Below are 16,454 nucleotides of genomic sequence, written 5' to 3'. Positions count from 1 at the left end.
GAGGATGACCGCAGCCATGGTCAAACATCGCACTGCTTCGCCCCACCGCCGCCGGATGTCCGTCGGCTTTCTGACGCTGTTCGCGCTGCTGCTGGCTGCGCCACTGCCGGCGGCCGCCACGCTCGGCGAGGCGGAGCAGGACTGGCAGCAGGGCAAGCTGCAGAGTGCCGTTGTCCGCCTCAAGGATCTCTTGCAGCAGAGCCCGGAGAACGCCCAAGCTCGCTTGCTGCTGGGGCGCATCTATCTTGACGCCGGCGATCCCCTGGCTGCCGAGCAGGAGCTGATGCGCGCCCGCGAGGCCGGAGCGAATGATGCCGAGACGCGGGTGCCGTTGGCGGAAGCGCTGCTGACGCAGCAGGCGCTGTCCCGCGCCCTGGAGTGGACCGAGCCGCCGGCCGACGCAACACCGACGCAGCGGGCCGATCTCCTGGCCCTGCGCGGCAGCGTGCTCTTGTCGCAGGAGAAAGAGGCGGAGGCGGCCGCCGCCTTCTCCGCCGCCATCGACGCCGACCCGAGCTCCCTGCGTGCGACCCTCGGCATGGCGACGCTCGAATTGCGCCGCGGCAACAGCGACGCGGCCCGCGCGAGTATCCGGCACGCGCTGGAGCTGCATCCGGACTCGCCGGACCCCTGGCAGGCCCTCGCCACCCTGGAGCGGCTCGAGCAGAACAACGAAGCGGCCATCGACGCCTACACCAAGGCCATCGACTACGCCCGCAGCAGCTGGCCACTGCATTATCAGCGCGCGGCGGTGCACCTTGACCTGCGCAACCCCGAGTCTGCCGCCGCCGACATCGATGCCGTGCGCCGTCAGCGCGAGCGTCTCGCCGGTCTGGACTACCTGGAGGGCCGATTGCTGCTATTGCAAGGCGACCATGCCGCAGCGGCCGAGCACCTCGAGGCCTATTTGCGCCGGGCGCCCAGCGACCCCACGGCAATCTTCTATGCCGCGCTGGCGCTGAATCGCCTGGATCGTCACGCCCAGGCCGAGGAGTATCTGCTGCGTCTCACCGCCGCCGTGCCCAACAATCCCCAGGCGCTGGCACTACTCGCCCGCACCCGGCTCGCGCAAGGCAACGCCGCGGGCGCCGAAGACGCCATCCGCCCAGTCGCCGATGCCGCGGACGCGAGCCCGCTGGCCATGGAGCTGCTGCGCCAGGCACTGGCCCGCCAAGGCCGCACCGACGAGGCCGAGGCGCTCATCACCCGCGCCGCCGAGCGCTTCCCGGAGCTGGCGTCCGCACAGGTGGCGCACGCGCGCCAGCTCCTCGGCAACGGCGACGCGGACGGTGCCGTGACGCTCCTGACCCGAGTGGTGGACGCCGAGCCGGACAACCAGCCTGCCCGCATGCTGCTGATGCGCGCCCAGATCGCCGCAGACGCCCCGCAGCAGGCCATGGCCGCCGCGGACGCCTTCCTGGAGCACTCGCCGAAGTCGCCGATGGCACACACCGCCAAAGGCGCGCTGCTGGCGCAGGCGGGCAATCTGGACGGTGCGCGCGCGGCCTTCGGCAAAGCGCTGGAGCTGGACCCGAGCTTCGAGCGCGCCGCATTGGCACTGGCGGCCCTGGAGCTCGGCTCTGATCGGCCGGAGCAGGCCGAAGCGACCCTGGATGCAGCGCTGGCCGCCGACCCAGAGAACGCCGATGTCACCCTCGCCCGTGCCGCCATGGCGCGCCTGGAAGGGGGTGCGGACGCCTTCAACGAGCGCCTACGCGCCGCCTTGAAGCGCAACCCGGAGGCCCTGCGGCTGCGGCTGGTGCTGGCCCGCAGCCATCTCGCAGCCGGCGACGCCAGTGCCGCCCGCAGCCTGCTGCGCGAGGCACCGCCGGAACAGGCTGACGGGGCGGCCCTGCTGATGCTGCGCGGGCAAGCCGAGCTTGCAGCCGGGGATACGCGGGCCGCGACGGCGACCCTCACCGAGCTCGCCGAGCGCAATCCCACCGTGCCCCTCTACCGCTACATGCTGGCTTCCCTGAAGGCCCAAAGCGGGGATCTGCCCGCCGCCCAGAGCAACCTGGAAGCCGGCCTGGAGCTCGACCGCGATGCGGCACTGGAGCACGATCGGCTCTCGCGCATCCTGGCGGCCCAGCCGACGGCAGCCGAGCGCAAAGCCATGATGGAGCGCCTGCTGCGGGTGTCGCCGGAGCATCCGGTGCTGCGCGCTGCACGGGCGCGCTTCCTCGCCGAGCAGGGCGACTTCGCCGAGGCCGTGACCATTCTCGAAGCGCTCGCCGATGCGCGCCCGCACGAGCCTGCCTATACCCTCTGGCTCGCCGATGCCACGGCGCGGGCGGGACGTCCGCAAGAGGGCCAGATGCTGCTCAAGAACTGGCTCCGCGAGCATCCAAACAGTATTGCGGGGCGCCTGTCCCTGGCCCAGCTCGGCATCCAAACGGACGATCCGGCGCTGGCCATCGAGCAGTATCGCCGCGTGCTCGACAGCAATCCCGACAACCCCCTGGCGCTGAACAACCTGGCGATGCTGCTGGCCGAAGAGCATCCCGACGAGGCACTCGACTATGCCGAGCGCGCGCTCGAGCTAAATCCCGAGGATGCAGCCTTCATCGACACCAAGGGCACGGTGCTGCTGGCCAAGGGCGACTACGAGGCGGCGCTGCCGCTGCTATCCAAGGCCCATGCCGGCAGCACCGACCCGAGCATTGCCTTCCGCTACGCCAAGGCGCTGGCGGGCACCGGCGACGAGGCCGGCGCGCGGCGCGTGCTGCTGAACCTCAAGGCGCAGTCCTTCCCGGAGAAGGCGGAGGCCAACGCCCTTTATCAGCGCCTGGCCGGCGGCAACTGAGAGCCCGAGCCAGAGGTCCAGGGGGCGTCGTCACGAATGGATTCGATCCGCATCCGCGGGGCGCGCACGCACAATCTCAAGGATTTGGACCTGGATCTGCCGCGGGACCGGCTGGTGGTGCTCACCGGCCTGTCCGGCTCGGGCAAGTCGTCCCTGGCCTTCGACACGATTTATGCGGAGGGCCAGCGCCGCTACGTGGAGTCCCTGTCCGCCTATGCGCGGCAGTTCCTGTCCATGATGGACAAGCCGGACGTGGACCTCATCGAGGGCCTGTCGCCGGCCATCGCCATCGAGCAGAAGACCACCTCTCACAACCCCCGCTCCACCGTCGGCACCATCACCGAGATCCACGACTACCTGCGCCTGCTCTACGCGCGGGTGGGCACGCCGCACTGCCCCGAGCACGGCGAGCCGCTGTCGGCACAGACCGTCACGCAGATGGTGGATCAGATCCTCGCCCGCCCCGAGGGTGAGCGCCTGATGCTGCTGGCGCCCTTGGTGGCCGCGCGCAAGGGCGAGTACCAGCACCTGCTTACCGAGCTGAACGCCCAGGGCTTCGTGCGCGCACGCATCGACGGCGAGATCCACGAGCTGGACGACCCCCCGCAGCTGGACGCCAAGAAGAAGCACGACATCGAAGTCGTCGTCGACCGCTTCCGCGTGCGGCCCGATCTGCAGCTGCGGCTCGCCGAGTCCATCGAGACGGCGCTCAAGCTCTCCGGCGGCATCGTCCGCCTCGCGTCCATGGACGACACCGACGCCGAGCCTGAGACCTTCTCCGCCAACTTCGCCTGCCCCGTGTGCAGCTGGAGCCTGGCGGAGCTGGAGCCCCGGCTGTTCTCGTTCAACAACCCCGCCGGCGCCTGCCCCACCTGCGATGGCCTCGGCGTGGAGCAGTACTTCGACCCGGCCAAGGTCATCGCCCAGCCCGAGCTCAGCCTCGCCGACGGCGCCATACGCGGCTGGGACAGGCGCAACGGCTATTACCACCAGATGATCAAGTCGTTGGCCGCGCATTTCGGCTTCGAGCTGGACGTGCCCTGGCAGGACCTGGAGGCCTTTGCGCAGGAGGTGGTGCTGCACGGCAGCGGCGACGAGAAGCTCAAGCTCAAGCTCCCGCACGAGCGCGGCGCCGGCAAACAGCGCAGCTTCGAGGGCGTGCTCGGCAACATGCAGCGCCGTTACCGGGAGACGGACTCGCCGACGGTACGCGAGGAGCTGGCGCGGTTCATCTCCACCCGCCCCTGCCCCGCCTGTGGCGGCGCCCGGCTCAACCCCGCTGCGCGCCACGTGCTGGTGGCGGGCAAGGATCTGGGGACGATCTCGGCGATGCCGGTGGGCGAGTCGCTCCGGTGGTTCGACGGGCTGCAAGACGACGGCCAGCTCAAGGGCCAGCGCGCGGAGATCGCCGCCAAGGTCTTGCAAGAGATCGCCCAGCGGCTTCGGTTCCTCTCAGACGTGGGCCTCGATTATCTGACCCTGGAGCGCAGCGCCGAGAGCCTCTCCGGCGGCGAGGCCCAGCGCATTCGCTTGGCGAGCCAGATCGGCGCCGGGCTGGTGGGTGTCATGTACATCCTGGACGAGCCCAGCATCGGCCTGCACCAGCGCGACAACGAGCGGCTGCTGGGCACCCTCACCAGACTCAGGGACCTCGGCAACACCGTCATCGTGGTCGAGCACGACGCCGACGCCATCCGCGCCGCCGACCATGTGGTGGACTTAGGCCCAGGCGCCGGCGCCCACGGCGGCGAGCTGGTGGCGGCCGGCACGGCGGAGGAAATCGCCGCCGATCCGAGCTCCCTCACCGGCCGCTACCTCTCCGGCGCCCTGCGCATCGAGATCCCCGCCGAGCGCAAGCTCGCCCAAGACGGCAAAGTGCTCATCATCCGCGGCGCCGCCGGCAACAACCTACAGGCCGTGGATGCCGCCATCCCCGTCGGCACCTTCTGCTGTGTCACCGGCGTGTCCGGCTCCGGCAAGTCGACACTGGTCAACGACACCCTCTATCCCGCCGCCGCCCGCCGGCTCAATGCCGCCAGCCTGCGCGCGGCCGAGCACGCCGCCATCGATGGCCTGGAGCACTTCGACAAGGTGGTGGACATCGACCAGAGCCCCATCGGCCGCACGCCGCGCTCCAACCCCGCCACCTACACCGGCGTGTTCAACCTGATCCGGGACCTGTTCGCCAATGTGCCGGAGGCCCGCTCCCGCGGCTACGGCCCCGGGCGCTTCAGCTTCAACGTCAAGGGCGGGCGCTGCGAGGCCTGCAAGGGCGACGGCCTGATTCGGGTGGAGATGCACTTCCTGCCGGATGTCTATGTCCAGTGCGATGTCTGCCGCGGCCGGCGCTACAACCGCGAGACCCTGGAGGTCCGCTACAAGGGCAAGACCATCGACGAGGTGCTGGACCTGACGGTGGAGGACGCGCTGACCTTCTTCCTGCCCGTGCAGGTGATCCACCGCAAGCTGAAGACCCTTGTCGAGGTTGGCCTGGGCTACCTGCGCCTGGGCCAGAACGCGGTCACGCTGTCCGGCGGCGAGGCGCAGCGGGTCAAGCTCGCCCGGGAGCTGTCCAAGCGCGACACCGGCCGCACCCTCTACATCCTGGACGAGCCCACCACCGGCCTGCACTTCCACGACGTCAAGCACCTGCTGGACGTGCTGCACCGCCTGCGCGACCACGGCAACACCGTCGTCGTCATCGAGCACAACCTCGACGTCATCAAGACCGCGGACTGGATCATCGACTTGGGCCCCGAGGGCGGCGACAAGGGCGGGCAGATCGTCGCCGCCGGCACGCCGGAGCAGATCGCCGAGATCGACGCCTCCCATACCGGGCGGTTCCTCGCGCCGTTGCTGGCGCGGGGCTGGTGACAGGACGAAGGGGCTCCATGACCCGAGTTTACCGTCCATAATGGACACAACCTCTGTCCATGAGGAGCCCCGCCATGTCCTGGAACATCGCCGATGCAAAACAGCGCTTCTCGGAGCTGATCAAGCAGGCCGTCGCGGAGCCGCAGCTCATCTACAACCGCAAGCGCCTGGTCGCCGCAGTGATCGACGCCGAGGACTATCAGGCCTTCAAGGCATGGTCCGAGCAGCGTGCCGCCCGGACCCTCGCCGACGAGATGGCCGAGCTGCGCGCGCTGATGCAGGAAGAAGACTATGCGCTGACCCCGCCGCCACGCAGCACCCGCCCCAGCGCCTTCACCGCGGCCTGCGACGACTGAGCCGGTTGGCTGCTTGGTCTTCACGACCATGTCTGACGCGTCTTGACGCTGCTGCGCTCGACCTCCGGGCGCTCATAGAGTGCATGCCCGCACGGGGCGCAGGAGCGCCCCCAGGATGCATGTCACCGCCGCAGCGGTGTTACGAGCCGAGTGGCAGGCTCAGCCCGCCCGCAACGCCTCCCGGAACGCCCGCACCGCATCGTATTGGTCGCGCATGCCGACCAAGCGCACCAGGTGCACCACATCGAGCCCCGGCAGCAGCTTGCTGCGCGGACTCACGCTATAGGCTCCGCCTGCGAGACAGTGGATGACTAGCCGGTCCTGCTCCCATATCCAGACCTCGGCAACCCCCTTGTCCCGATACAGCGGCAGCTTGCTCAGCGCATCACTGGAGACCACCACCTCGATCACCAAGTCCGGCACCGTCTTATCCGCGCCGATGCAGTAAGACTCGTCCGGCTCACCCGCGGCACGGCCCGGCTGCGTCAGCGTAAAGCCGCCGCGTCGATACCAGCGGATGCCGGCCACGTCCAGATAAGTCTCCAGCAGGACGCCCAGATTGCTCTTGATGCGCTCGTGCTCCGCACCGATCGGGGACATGATCTCCAGGCTCCCGTCGATATAGGTAAGGCGCACCGTTCGCGTGTCACCGAAGCAGGCGGCCAACCGCTCGTAGCGCTCCCAGGGCACAGCCTCCACCAGGACGCGACGCTCCTCGGTGACAGGGGGACCAGTTGTCTCAAAGATGGCTGACATGAGTATCTCTAGCGAGCCGGCGACGGCCCGGTTGAAGCGACAGCAAACCCGGGTGCGTTCTCGGCATGAGCAACCAGTCGGCATCTTACGCCGGCACCTGGATTCCGCTTTGCTTCATCCAGGCTGCGGTGCGAAGCGTTCACACATTCTTGCGCAGCTTTAACGACATTGTCACTCGTGTGGCACGGCGCAACGGGAGATGCCTAATTGCACTCTCCACGCGGGCCGGCAGGATGCCGGCGCTGCGTCAGCAGCACTCGTGCTCGAGGGTCTCCAGCAGCTCAACCAGGTCGGGGCGCTCGGCGCGGAGCAGCATGTCGCGCACCGGGTTGAGGTTGGCATGGATGTGGTAGAGCGCGTCGTGCGCAGGACCGCGCTCGCCGTCGAGCTTGGCGCGGAAGTAGGTCCAGAAGGGGTCGGCATCGGCGTCTGTCTCCAGCGCCTCGCGCATGGCGGCGGCGAAGCGCTCGGCCTTGCCGTCACAGTCGAGGCCGATGAAGCTGATGTAGCGGTCGAGCCCTGTGGGCTGGGGGGAGTCGGTCATGGGTACGTCGGCGCTGGAAGGTTCGCGTTGAGGGGGTTGCGATTGCAATTCGAGGGGGTGGCGCAACACCTGCGGTGTCGGCAGATCCATGACGGGGACCCGACAAACCCACGCAGGCGGCGTCGCGAAGCCTGCACGACAATCGGCTCAGCAGAGATCAAGCCTGCCGAAACAAGGCTTTCGCTGCTGCGATTAGCTCCGCCGGATGCCCCCACTGAGAAGGCAGCATATTGCTTGCCAACTTTCGAGAAGTCCCAAGCGCAAGCAGGCCGCCACCCTGGCCCCGCGCTAGCGCTCCAGCCAGTCTTCGCTGGCGCTAGGTAGGACGGTGCGGACGCTGAAGACAGGCTCGGCGTCCAGGTCGACGCTCACCCAGACCCCGGCGACAAAGGGCGAGCCCGGCACCTCCAGGCGTTGCACCCGGGCGATGGGCTCGCCGGTGGCGGGGTCCACCATGGGACGGTCGAGCTTGTAGCTATGGGTGTCGCCGTGGATCAGCAGCACCGCGCCGTCGAAGCCCGCCAGGAACCGCTGCAGATCCTGCTTGAGGGACATAAAGCCGCGCTTGCCGGGCTGCTCGAACACGGGGTTGGCGTGAAAGATCAGCACCGCAGCCTGCACCCCGGCGCCCATGCCTGCTTCCAATGCCTGCGCCAGCAGCGCCCGGTTCGCGTCGGCACGCGCTTTGAATGCAGCGTTTCGGGCGGGGACCCGCGGCTGCCAAGCATTGTTGCTGCCGACGACATGCAGCACCACGAAGAGCACATCATCGCGGATGAGCCAGACGTTCTCGGGAAACTCGGGCTGCGGCGCCCTGAGCCCGAGGGCGCGGTTGTGCAGCACGGCCGGATCACCGAAGAACATCCGGCGCACACTGGCGAGGCGGGCCAGCGGGTCCAGTCCGCCCGCGGCTGCGCGGTGGCAGTCGGTCCATTCGTTGTCGCCTGGGGTATAGACCATAGGCACGGGCTGATCACGGAACAGCCGCGCCACGGCACGGTTGCGGGCGTCGGTGCAGGGCTGGCCGCCGCCCTTGATGTCACCGACATGGACAATGAACGCGGGCTCCTCTGCGGCAGCCTGTTCCAACAGGCGCTCCAGCAGGTCGGCCTCTGCGTTGGAGTACGGCAGATCACCGACCGCAAAGAAGCGCAGCGACCCGGCCGCCGCCGGCCACGCCAGCGCGGCGGCCACCAGCAGGACGGCGAGCCAGGCGACGAGGGACAGACGGCGGGCGACTGAGGACGAGGACATAGAGCCGAGGCTGCGGTTAGCGTGGGTCAGCCGGCTCGACGCCGCCGGGACGACCAACGGATAAGGTCCAGCCGAGTGACCGCACGCCGCGGCGCTCAACGAGGCACCGGCGCACGTCGAGGGCCGGGGCTGTCAACGCAAATGGCCGCGACCGCCCGGCCGCGGCGGCTGGATGCCGAGATGTCCACGCCGGCGGCGCGGCTCGGGCTGTACCGGCACGGGATAAGGCACCACCACCGGCGCTCGACCATAGCCGCTGCCGGAATACGCAGGGTGATTGCAGTCGCCGGTGTGGCCCCAGCCGCGGGCGCGCTGTTGCACGCACTTGTTGGACCAGTACTGGCGCACGGCAGGGTCGACGGCCTCCATCAGCGTCGGCCGGGGCGCCCGGGCCGAGGGCGTGACCAGGCGCGCGCCCGACCCGCGGCTGCCCGCGCTGCCGGCACTGGCGCCTTGTGGCGCATGCCGCGCCGTATCTTCACCGGATTGCCGGCGCTCGGCGGCCGAGAGCACAGCGGGCGGCAGGCACGACAGGAACCCCAGCACCACCACCGGGAGGATCTTGCTGACTGATCGGGGACTGAAAAGCATCACAATGCGCTCAGGCGGGGGCGGCGCGCGAGCCATGGCCGACGCGCACGTCGAGGGTGATCAGCGGCATGGGCATGCCGTCGCGAATGACGGCGCGATTCCACGGAATCAGCGCCGTATTCAGCGCCTCGCGGGCGCGGGCGCGGGCGTAGGGGTCCAGGTTGACCTCGACGGCGCAGCGCCACCGGCGCAGACCAAAGCCGTCCTCGCAGCGCGATACCAACCGATAGCGCGCGGCCGGCACCAGGCCCTCGGCAATACAGGCATCCAGCGCCTGGCGCAGCAAGCCCTCGGCGGCATCGGCGCTGGCCGGGCACTGATGGCGCGAGCCCTGCCAGGCCCGCGCCTGCTCCGCCAGTGCGCGCTCGGGCTGGGCCAGCAACTGGCGCCGACGCTCGGTGATCCAGTCGCCCGCGACCAGGGTCAATGCCACGGACGCCACTTCTTCGGAGCAGAAGCGACGCCCCGACAGCGCCACGACGGCGGGAGGCACGTAGACCCCCAGCAGGCGCATGGCGCGGCGCTGCTCCGCGGCGGTCAGCGGTCGGCGCCCGGCGGTGGCGGTGGTGCGCTCGGCCATCTCGAACCAGCGCCGCGCCTCGGCCATGGCGTGGGTGTCGACCACACGCACGGCGCCGTCGGACTCCAGCACCCAGCCGTCCGGCCAAAGTGCGATGCGATAAGCCGGCTGGGCGCGAATCGCGTCGGCGGCAGCGCGCCGCGCGGCGAGCTGGGTGCGGATGGGATGGCTGCGCAGCAGCAGGCGGCTCGGCAACATCGACGCAATGCCTCGTATGGCCCCACGGCCCGACTATACCGAACCCCCGCCGCAGGGATGAAATGCCATTCCAACCAAGGCGCCCGCATCCTCGCGCGCGGCGGCGCGCGGGAACCCTCAGTGCAGCCGCAGCGACTGCCCCGCAAGCGCTTCGATGACGGGGGTGGCGGCGGCGATCTGCTCGGCGTCGTCCGAGACCTCCGCGAAGCGGCGCAGGTCTGCCAGCGCAGCGGGTGCATGCCCCAGCTTGTGCAGCAGCATGCCGCGCTGCTGGAGTGCATCCGGCAGGTCCGGCAGCAGGTTCAGCATCGCCGTGAGCGCTTCCAGCTGATTGCCGTCGTCTTGGCGTTGGGTGTAGATGCCCGCCAGGTTGCGCAGCATGCGCACCAGGATCTCGCGCCGCGCCGCTGGGCGCAACAGCGACGGATAAGCGCGAATGCTCGCGGTCCCCTCGCCATAGACTTCGGCCAGCCGGCGGTCCAGCTCCGACTCCGGCAGCACGATACCGCCGGCGTAGACATCGAGCATCAAGGCGCTGTTGCCGCGGCCGACCCGCACCAGGAAATGCGCCGGAAAGCTCACACCATAGGCCGGCAGCCCGAGACGACGGGCCACCTCGCAGTACAGCACCGACAGTGAGATGGGAATGCCGCGGCGTCGGGCCAGGACCTGGTCCAGGAAGCTGTTGCGTGGGTCGTAGAAGTCGTCCCGCTCGCCGGCGAAGCCCAGCTCGTCGAACAATAGATCGTTCAGCGCCTGCACTTGGCGCATCAGATCGGCATCCGTCGGCCAGCGGCTGCGTGCCGCCGCCGCGAGCAAGTCCAGCTCGCCCACGGCCGCCGGGATATCGACCTGACTCTGGAAGAGCTGGCTGACGGCCAGCGCCCCGTGCGCCAGGTCGATGGTGTCGTCCGGACAGCGTCCGAGGGCGGCGAAGGTCTGCTGTGCGTCGGCCATTGGCCTCACCGTTGCTATAGGTCATTGTGGAAGGGTCGCGTCTCGGCGGATGCCGCGCCGAGACCGCAGCGCGCGCCACACCCTCGCCTGCGATGACCCTATAATGTTGGGCTTTGCGCGCGGAACAAGCCCGAATCATGCCTTCCAACCCGGCGAGCGGGGCGCTATACATGCTGCGTGGCATCCGCCTGCTGATGCGCCCCGGACTCAAGCGCTACGTATTGATTCCACTGCTGGTGAACATCGCCGTGTTCGGCGGTGGCATCTGGCTCGGGGCGGCAGGCTTCGAGCACCTCATGAGCCAGATGCAAGCCAATATCCCCAACTGGCTCGCCTGGGTGGAATGGCTGCTGTGGCCGCTGTTCTTGGTGGCGGTGCTCGTCATCGTGTTCTACAGCTTCACGCTGGTGGCCAACCTGCTCGCGGCCCCCTTCAACGGGTTGCTCGCCGAGAAGGCCGAGCGCCTGATCACGGGCCAGCCGGTGGGCGATGACATGGGCTGGGCGAAGCTGCTGCGGGAACTGCCGGCAACCCTGGGGGACGAGGTGCGCAAGCTCCTGTATGCGGTGCTCTGGAGCCTGCCGTTCTTGATCTTGGCATTCGTGGTGCCTGTGATCGGTCCGCTGCTGTGGTTTCTGTTCACCGCCTGGATGCTGACCCTGGAGTACGCCGATTTCCCCATGGGCAACCACGGCCTCAAGTTCCGCCAGATGCGCGCGACCCTGCGCCGCCGGCGTCTTCTGAGCTTCGGCTTCGGCGCCACCACCGCCGCCCTCACGGCCATTCCGGTGGTGAACTTCATCGTCATGCCGGCTGCTGTCGCCGGCGCTACGCTGATGTGGGTCCGGGACTTGCACAAGGTCGCCGCGGACACCTGATCTCTAAGTTCGGGCGCTGCCGTGGTGCCCCGCTACGAGCGGTCGATTGCCTCCAACGCCTGACGGCCGATCTCCAGCTCCTCGTCCGTCGGCACAACCAGCACCGCGACCCGGCTGTCGGCGCTGGAGATGACCTCGAGGCTCCCCTGAGCACGCGCGTTCGCTTCGGCATCCAGGGCAATACCGAGCTGCGTGAGGTCGGCACAGGCGCAACGGCGAACCTCCGCGTCGTTCTCGCCGATGCCGCCGGTAAAAACCAATGCATCGACATGCCCGAGAACGGCCGCATAGGCACCGATGTACTTGCGCAGGCGATGGCAGGTGACCCCAAGGGCAAGCTCCGCATCCTCGTTGCCGGCTTCGGCGAGCCGATGGACTTCGCGCATATCGTTGACGCCGCAGAGTCCGACCAAACCGCTTTGGCGATTCAGCAAGTCGTCCAGGGTGTCATTGTCGAAGCCCAGGTGCCGGCATAGGTAGAAATGCACCGCCGGGTCGATGTCGCCGCAGCGCGAGCCCATGACCAAGCCCTCCAGGGGGGTCATGCCCATGGACGTGTCGACGCTGGCGCCGTCGCGGATGGCCGTTGCGCTGGCGCCGTTGCCGAGGTGCAGAGTGATGAGATTGCATTGCGACAAGGGCTTGCCGAGCCTCCGCGCCGCCGCCTTGGCGACGTAATGGTGGGAGGTGCCGTGAAAGCCGTAACGGCGTACGTGGTGCTCGCGATAGAGATAGCCCGGAATCGCATACCGATACGCGGTCCGCGGCATGGTCTGATGGAAGGCGGTGTCGAAGACGGCCACCTGCGGCACGCCGGGGAACAGCTCCCGGGCGACGAGGATGCCATCGAGGTTGGCCGGGTTATGCAGCGGCGCCAGCGGGATCATCTGGCGGATGGCGGCAATGACATCATCGTCCACCAGCGTCGGCGCGTGAAAGGCCTCCCCGCCATGCACCACCCGATGCCCGACGGCGCCGAGCTCATCGATCCCGCCCAAGGCGCCGGTGTCCTGCAGCGAGGCGACGATGCGCTCGATACCGGCGTGATGCGATCCGATCTCCGCGGCCTCCTCGCGCGCACGCGCCTCGCCGGAGGCATCGCTCCAGCTGAGGCGCACCGACGCGCCCTCCTCGCCGAGGCGGGTGACCGCCCCGCTGGCGGCGACCTGCCAGTCGCCATCGCTCACGCTGAACAGCCGGAACTTGATGGACGAGCTGCCGGAGTTGAGCACCAGTATCTTCATCGGCTGCCTCTGGAGGATGTGTTCTGTCGCGGCGATCGCGCGGGCTCAGCCGGCTCGGTCCTAAGCCTCGCTCGCTTCCGCCGCTGCGGTTTGCGCCTGAATGGCGGTGATGGCCACGGTATTGACGATGTCGGTGACGGTGCAGCCGCGGCTCAGGTCGTTCACGGGCTTGTTCAGACCCTGGAGCACGGGCCCGATGGCCACCGCATCCGCGCTGCGCTGCACCGCTTTGTAGGTATTGTTGCCGGTGTTGAGGTCCGGAAAGATGAACACCGTCGCCTGGCCCGCCACCTCGCTGTCCGGCAGCTTGGAGCGCGCGACGCTGGCGTCCACGGCGGCATCGTACTGGATCGGCCCCTCGATCTTCAGGTCCGGCCGACGCCCGCGGGCAATGCGCGCCGCTTCGCGCACGCGCTCCACGTCCTCGCCCTTACCCGAGGTGCCGGTGGAGTATGACAGCATGGCCACCCGCGGCTCGACGCCGAAGGCCGCCGCGGTGCCGGCGGAGGTGATGGCGATGTCCGCCAGCTCCTCGGCATCGGGGTTCGGGTTCACGGCGCAGTCGCCGTACACCAACACCCGGTCCGCCAGGCACATGAAAAAGACACTGGACACCAGCTTGGTGTGCGGCTTGGTCTTGATGGTCTCGAACGACGGGCGGATGGTGTGCTGGGTGGTATGCGCGGCGCCGGAGACCATGCCGTCGGCGTCACCGCAGTAGACCATGAGCGTGCCGAAGTAGCTGACGTCTTCCAAGGCATCGTAGGCCATCTGCTCCGAAATGCCCTTGTGCTTGCGAAGCTCGAAGTAGACGCCGGCGTACTCGTCGCGTTTCGGCGAGCCCATGGGGTCGATGATGGCGATGTCCGCCAGCTGCAGACCGAGCTCGTCGATTCGCCGCCGGATCTTCTCCGGGTTGCCGAGCAGGGTGAGATCGGCGACACCGCGCAGGGTCAGGATCTCCGCAGCGCGCAGGATACGCTCGTCGGTGCCCTCCGGCAGCACGACGTGCTTGCGGTCGGCCTTGGCGCGGTGCACCAGCTGGTATTCGAACATCAGCGGTGTCATGCGCTCGGTACGGTGCACGGCGATGCGCTGCTGCAGATCCTTGATCTCGACGTTCTGCTCGAACAGGCCCAGCGCACCGGCGATCTTGCGGTCGTCGCCGGGCAGGATGGTGGACTCCACGCGGTTCACCGCCAGTGCCGTCTGGAAGGTGTCAGCGCTCACGCTAAGGATGGACACCCGCGTGCGCCTTAGACCGGCGAGCAGGCGCTGGACGTTCTCCGCCGGCTGCAAGCCGCCGGTGAGCAGCAGCCCCGCCACGCGCGGGAAGGCCGCCGACACGTCCGCAGCCAGGCTCGCGAGGATGATGTCGCTGCGGTCGCCGGGGGTGATGATCAGGCTGCCGTCCTCGACGTAGTTCAGGAAGTCAGGGATCTCCATGGCCGCGACCTTGTAGTTGGTCACCACCTGGTTGAGCGCGTCGTCGTCACCGCACAGGCACTCGCCGCCCAGCATCTCGCTGATCTCGCCGATGGTGGGCTTGGCGAGCGACTCGGTGTCGGGCAGCACGTAGAGGGTCTCCTGGGATGGCACTACTGCGCGGGACCGCTTTTTGATGGTCGCGACGAAATCCGGGTCGACGCCGTTGACAATGGTGGCGAGCAGGTCGCCGCCGCGGTCGACCATGGACTCGTGCGCCATGTGCACGGCGTGCAGCGCCTCATCCGGACTGCGCCCGAAGCCCTTGACCACGACCACGATGGCGCAGCCGAAGTTGTTGGCGACATCGGCGTTGAAGTCGAACTCCAGCGACGGCACTAGGCCGTCGTAGTCGGTGCCGGCACACAGCACCATGTCGCATTCCTCCTCGAGCAGCATGTACTTGTCGAGGATGCGCTTGAGCAGCTCGTCGTACTGGCCGGCGGCCACCAGCTCACTCGCCTGCTCGGCGGTGCAGCCGTAGAGCCGCTCGGCCGGAAAGGGCAGGTCGTAGCGTCGCCGGATCAGGGTGGTCAGGTTGTCCTCGTGCACATCCCGGCTGACTACGGGCCGAAAGAAGCCCACGCGCCGGTTGAGGGCGGACAGGAGCTCCATGAACCCCAGGACCACCACTGATTTACCGCTGCCGGCGCCGGCACCGGCGATGTAGATGCTCTGCATGTCGCTTCGATCTCGATGTTGAAAATGTGCCGCGGCCGCCCGGCGCCGCCGTCATCTGTGCGGATGATGCCGCAGCCGGCCCGCCGGCGAAGTTACCTGCTGTTTACAAGGCCGGGCTGCGGGTCCACACTGCCGATAAACACCCAAAGTGGACGGCTGATCACCCTATCTGACGCCTGACGGAGATCAAGCAAATTGCGTGCACAGACGAGCAGAACATTCTCGGCTGCGCTCGGCGCCGGCTGCGCACTGGCCTTGCTCACACTGCCGGGCAGCCTCGCCGCCCAGGCGCAGGTTTATCGCTGCACCTCTGCGGACGGCAGCATCGAGTTTCGCCAGCACCCCTGCGCCGAGAGACAGCGCTCCAGGACAGTGAAAATCGAGGATACGCGCACCGGCTGGGTGCCGCCCAAGCCGGCGCCGGAGCCGAAATCCAAATCACGGGGCCCGGCCGGGCGCGAGAGCGCCGCATCGCGCAGGCGAGCCGGGCGCTCCTCGGACGAGCACAAGTATGCCGAGCGGTGCTGGCGCAAACGCCAGCAGATCCAGCGCATCAACAATGAGCTCCGGGCCGGCTATCGGCCGGCCCGCGGCGAGCGCCTAAAGGACCGCCGCCGCCAGTACGAGGCCTATGTAAACGAGTTCTGCCGCTGATGGTGGCGCCGGCGGCTCAGGCCTCACCGGCGCCCGTCACTTGAGCGGATACCAGGTATCGTCGTCCCGGCGCGGCGGCAGCAGCTCCCGGCGCAGCTCACGCAGGCTGGGGGCCCCGCCGGCGGTGAGTCCCGCAAGCGGATCCTCGGTATCCAGCACGTCGCCATATTCGGCTTCCAGCGCGTCTGGATCCTCCCCCGCCTCCATGCGCCCCAGCATATCGGCCATGGCGTCCCCGGGCTTCAAGCCGGCCGACTCGAACAGCCGCCGCATCACACGGGCCGCCTGCTTCGGGTCGTCCTCGTCGATATTCTCCAGCTCGCCGGACATGGCGGCCATGGCTTTCATCATCGCCTCCTCGTCCATGCCGGGCGGCATCTCGGCATCGTCGTCGCCTTCGGCATCCCCGCGGCCCTTCGAGATCGCGAACAACGAGGCCCGCCGATCCAGCTCCGCGCGCTGGCACTTGGGGCATGCGGGCTGCGTCTCGGTATCCACCCGACGCGAAAAAAAATTATAAATGGCGTGGCAGTCTGGGCAGTAGAACTCGTAGACGGGCATGGTCGATCCACTCCTTTGTTGCGCTCGCGGGTACT

The 16,454-nt window shown here is 68.4% G+C and carries 14 protein-coding genes; 5 read left to right on the top strand and 9 right to left on the bottom strand.

Annotated features, from left to right (window positions below):
• Nucleotides 1–16 precede the first annotated feature (16 nt).
• The 3 genes from prsT (at nucleotide 17) to CKO31_RS09710 (ending at nucleotide 6,036) form a co-directional block, all read left to right on the top strand.
• Nucleotides 17–2,806 (top strand): XrtA/PEP-CTERM system TPR-repeat protein PrsT, encoded by a 2,790-nt coding sequence (prsT, locus tag CKO31_RS09720; protein ID WP_200236427.1) that lies wholly within the window; start codon nucleotides 17–19, stop codon nucleotides 2,804–2,806.
• Between the two features lie 36 nt (nucleotides 2,807–2,842).
• Nucleotides 2,843–5,680, top strand: a complete 2,838-nt coding sequence (gene uvrA / locus CKO31_RS09715; RefSeq protein ID WP_200236424.1) for an excinuclease ABC subunit UvrA — start codon at nucleotides 2,843–2,845, stop codon at nucleotides 5,678–5,680.
• Between the two features lie 74 nt (nucleotides 5,681–5,754).
• Nucleotides 5,755–6,036, top strand: a complete 282-nt coding sequence (locus CKO31_RS09710) for a type II toxin-antitoxin system prevent-host-death family antitoxin (RefSeq protein WP_200236421.1) — start codon at nucleotides 5,755–5,757, stop codon at nucleotides 6,034–6,036.
• Nucleotides 6,037–6,195: 159 nt separating this feature from the next.
• Here the strand turns inward: CKO31_RS09710 and CKO31_RS09705 are convergent, their stop codons facing one another.
• The 6 genes from CKO31_RS09705 to CKO31_RS09680 all read right to left on the bottom strand — a co-directional run bounded on the left by CKO31_RS09705 (nucleotide 6,196) and on the right by CKO31_RS09680 (nucleotide 10,916).
• Nucleotides 6,196–6,792: a Uma2 family endonuclease gene (locus CKO31_RS09705; RefSeq protein ID WP_200236420.1), complete on the bottom strand. Its 597-nt coding sequence runs from the start codon at nucleotides 6,790–6,792 to the stop codon at nucleotides 6,196–6,198.
• A gap of 247 nt (nucleotides 6,793–7,039) precedes the next feature.
• Entirely contained in the window at nucleotides 7,040–7,336 is a 297-nt protein-coding gene (gene cowN, locus CKO31_RS09700) for a N(2)-fixation sustaining protein CowN (RefSeq protein ID WP_200236417.1), read from the bottom strand.
• A gap of 288 nt (nucleotides 7,337–7,624) precedes the next feature.
• Nucleotides 7,625–8,590 carry a metallophosphoesterase gene (locus CKO31_RS09695; protein ID WP_200236414.1) on the bottom strand — a complete coding sequence of 322 codons (966 nt, stop codon included), beginning with the start codon at nucleotides 8,588–8,590 and terminating at the stop codon, nucleotides 7,625–7,627.
• A gap of 132 nt (nucleotides 8,591–8,722) precedes the next feature.
• Nucleotides 8,723–9,181 carry a hypothetical protein gene (locus tag CKO31_RS09690; RefSeq protein ID WP_200236413.1) on the bottom strand — a complete coding sequence of 153 codons (459 nt, stop codon included), beginning with the start codon at nucleotides 9,179–9,181 and terminating at the stop codon, nucleotides 8,723–8,725.
• 10 nt (nucleotides 9,182–9,191) lie between these two features.
• Entirely contained in the window at nucleotides 9,192–9,959 is a 768-nt protein-coding gene (locus CKO31_RS09685) for a hypothetical protein (RefSeq protein WP_200236410.1), read from the bottom strand.
• A 117-nt stretch (nucleotides 9,960–10,076) separates the two neighbouring features.
• Nucleotides 10,077–10,916: a SirB1 family protein gene (locus CKO31_RS09680; RefSeq protein WP_200236408.1), complete on the bottom strand. Its 840-nt coding sequence runs from the start codon at nucleotides 10,914–10,916 to the stop codon at nucleotides 10,077–10,079.
• Nucleotides 10,917–11,053: 137 nt separating this feature from the next.
• Between CKO31_RS09680 and cysZ the strand changes: the two genes are divergently transcribed.
• Nucleotides 11,054–11,794 carry a sulfate transporter CysZ gene (gene cysZ / locus CKO31_RS09675; protein ID WP_200236405.1) on the top strand — a complete coding sequence of 247 codons (741 nt, stop codon included), beginning with the start codon at nucleotides 11,054–11,056 and terminating at the stop codon, nucleotides 11,792–11,794.
• Nucleotides 11,795–11,826: 32 nt separating this feature from the next.
• Here cysZ and CKO31_RS09670 read toward each other — a convergent pair whose 3' ends face one another.
• Both CKO31_RS09670 and pta read right to left on the bottom strand, forming a co-directional pair.
• Nucleotides 11,827–13,038 (bottom strand): acetate/propionate family kinase, encoded by a 1,212-nt coding sequence (locus CKO31_RS09670; protein ID WP_200236403.1) that lies wholly within the window; start codon nucleotides 13,036–13,038, stop codon nucleotides 11,827–11,829.
• Nucleotides 13,039–13,098: 60 nt separating this feature from the next.
• Entirely contained in the window at nucleotides 13,099–15,204 is a 2,106-nt protein-coding gene (pta, locus tag CKO31_RS09665; protein WP_200236400.1) for a phosphate acetyltransferase, read from the bottom strand.
• 195 nt (nucleotides 15,205–15,399) lie between these two features.
• On the opposite strand from pta, the gene CKO31_RS09660 reads away from it, so the two are divergent.
• A complete protein-coding gene (locus tag CKO31_RS09660) occupies nucleotides 15,400–15,858 on the top strand; it encodes a DUF4124 domain-containing protein (RefSeq protein WP_200236397.1) in 459 nt (152 codons plus the stop codon).
• Between the two features lie 36 nt (nucleotides 15,859–15,894).
• Here the strand turns inward: CKO31_RS09660 and CKO31_RS09655 are convergent, their stop codons facing one another.
• Nucleotides 15,895–16,419 (bottom strand): FmdB family zinc ribbon protein, encoded by a 525-nt coding sequence (locus tag CKO31_RS09655; protein ID WP_200236394.1) that lies wholly within the window; start codon nucleotides 16,417–16,419, stop codon nucleotides 15,895–15,897.
• Nucleotides 16,420–16,454: the final 35 nt, after the last annotated feature.

Source organism: Thiohalocapsa halophila, from assembly GCF_016583825.1.
GTDB classification, from domain to species: domain Bacteria; phylum Pseudomonadota; class Gammaproteobacteria; order Chromatiales; family Chromatiaceae; genus Thiohalocapsa; species Thiohalocapsa halophila.
This window is presented reverse-complemented; position numbering and strand designations above follow the sequence as displayed.

Bases quoted from the DNA above. Each gene is read 5' to 3' on its own strand.
- uvrA (WP_200236424.1), top strand. From the start codon at position 2,843: ATGGATTCGATCCGCATCCGCGGGGCGCGCACGCACAATCTCAAGGAT.
- CKO31_RS09705 (WP_200236420.1), bottom strand. From the start codon at position 6,792: ATGTCAGCCATCTTTGAGACAACTGGTCCCCCTGTCACCGAGGAGCGT.
- CKO31_RS09690 (WP_200236413.1), bottom strand. From the start codon at position 9,181: ATGCTTTTCAGTCCCCGATCAGTCAGCAAGATCCTCCCGGTGGTGGTG.
- CKO31_RS09655 (WP_200236394.1), bottom strand. From the start codon at position 16,419: ATGCCCGTCTACGAGTTCTACTGCCCAGACTGCCACGCCATTTATAAT.
- prsT (WP_200236427.1), top strand. From the start codon at position 17: ATGGTCAAACATCGCACTGCTTCGCCCCACCGCCGCCGGATGTCCGTC.
- CKO31_RS09695 (WP_200236414.1), bottom strand. From the start codon at position 8,590: ATGTCCTCGTCCTCAGTCGCCCGCCGTCTGTCCCTCGTCGCCTGGCTC.
- cysZ (WP_200236405.1), top strand. From the start codon at position 11,054: ATGCCTTCCAACCCGGCGAGCGGGGCGCTATACATGCTGCGTGGCATC.
- cowN (WP_200236417.1), bottom strand. From the start codon at position 7,336: ATGACCGACTCCCCCCAGCCCACAGGGCTCGACCGCTACATCAGCTTC.
- CKO31_RS09685 (WP_200236410.1), bottom strand. From the start codon at position 9,959: ATGTTGCCGAGCCGCCTGCTGCTGCGCAGCCATCCCATCCGCACCCAG.
- CKO31_RS09680 (WP_200236408.1), bottom strand. From the start codon at position 10,916: ATGGCCGACGCACAGCAGACCTTCGCCGCCCTCGGACGCTGTCCGGAC.
- pta (WP_200236400.1), bottom strand. From the start codon at position 15,204: ATGCAGAGCATCTACATCGCCGGTGCCGGCGCCGGCAGCGGTAAATCA.
- CKO31_RS09670 (WP_200236403.1), bottom strand. From the start codon at position 13,038: ATGAAGATACTGGTGCTCAACTCCGGCAGCTCGTCCATCAAGTTCCGG.
- CKO31_RS09710 (WP_200236421.1), top strand. From the start codon at position 5,755: ATGTCCTGGAACATCGCCGATGCAAAACAGCGCTTCTCGGAGCTGATC.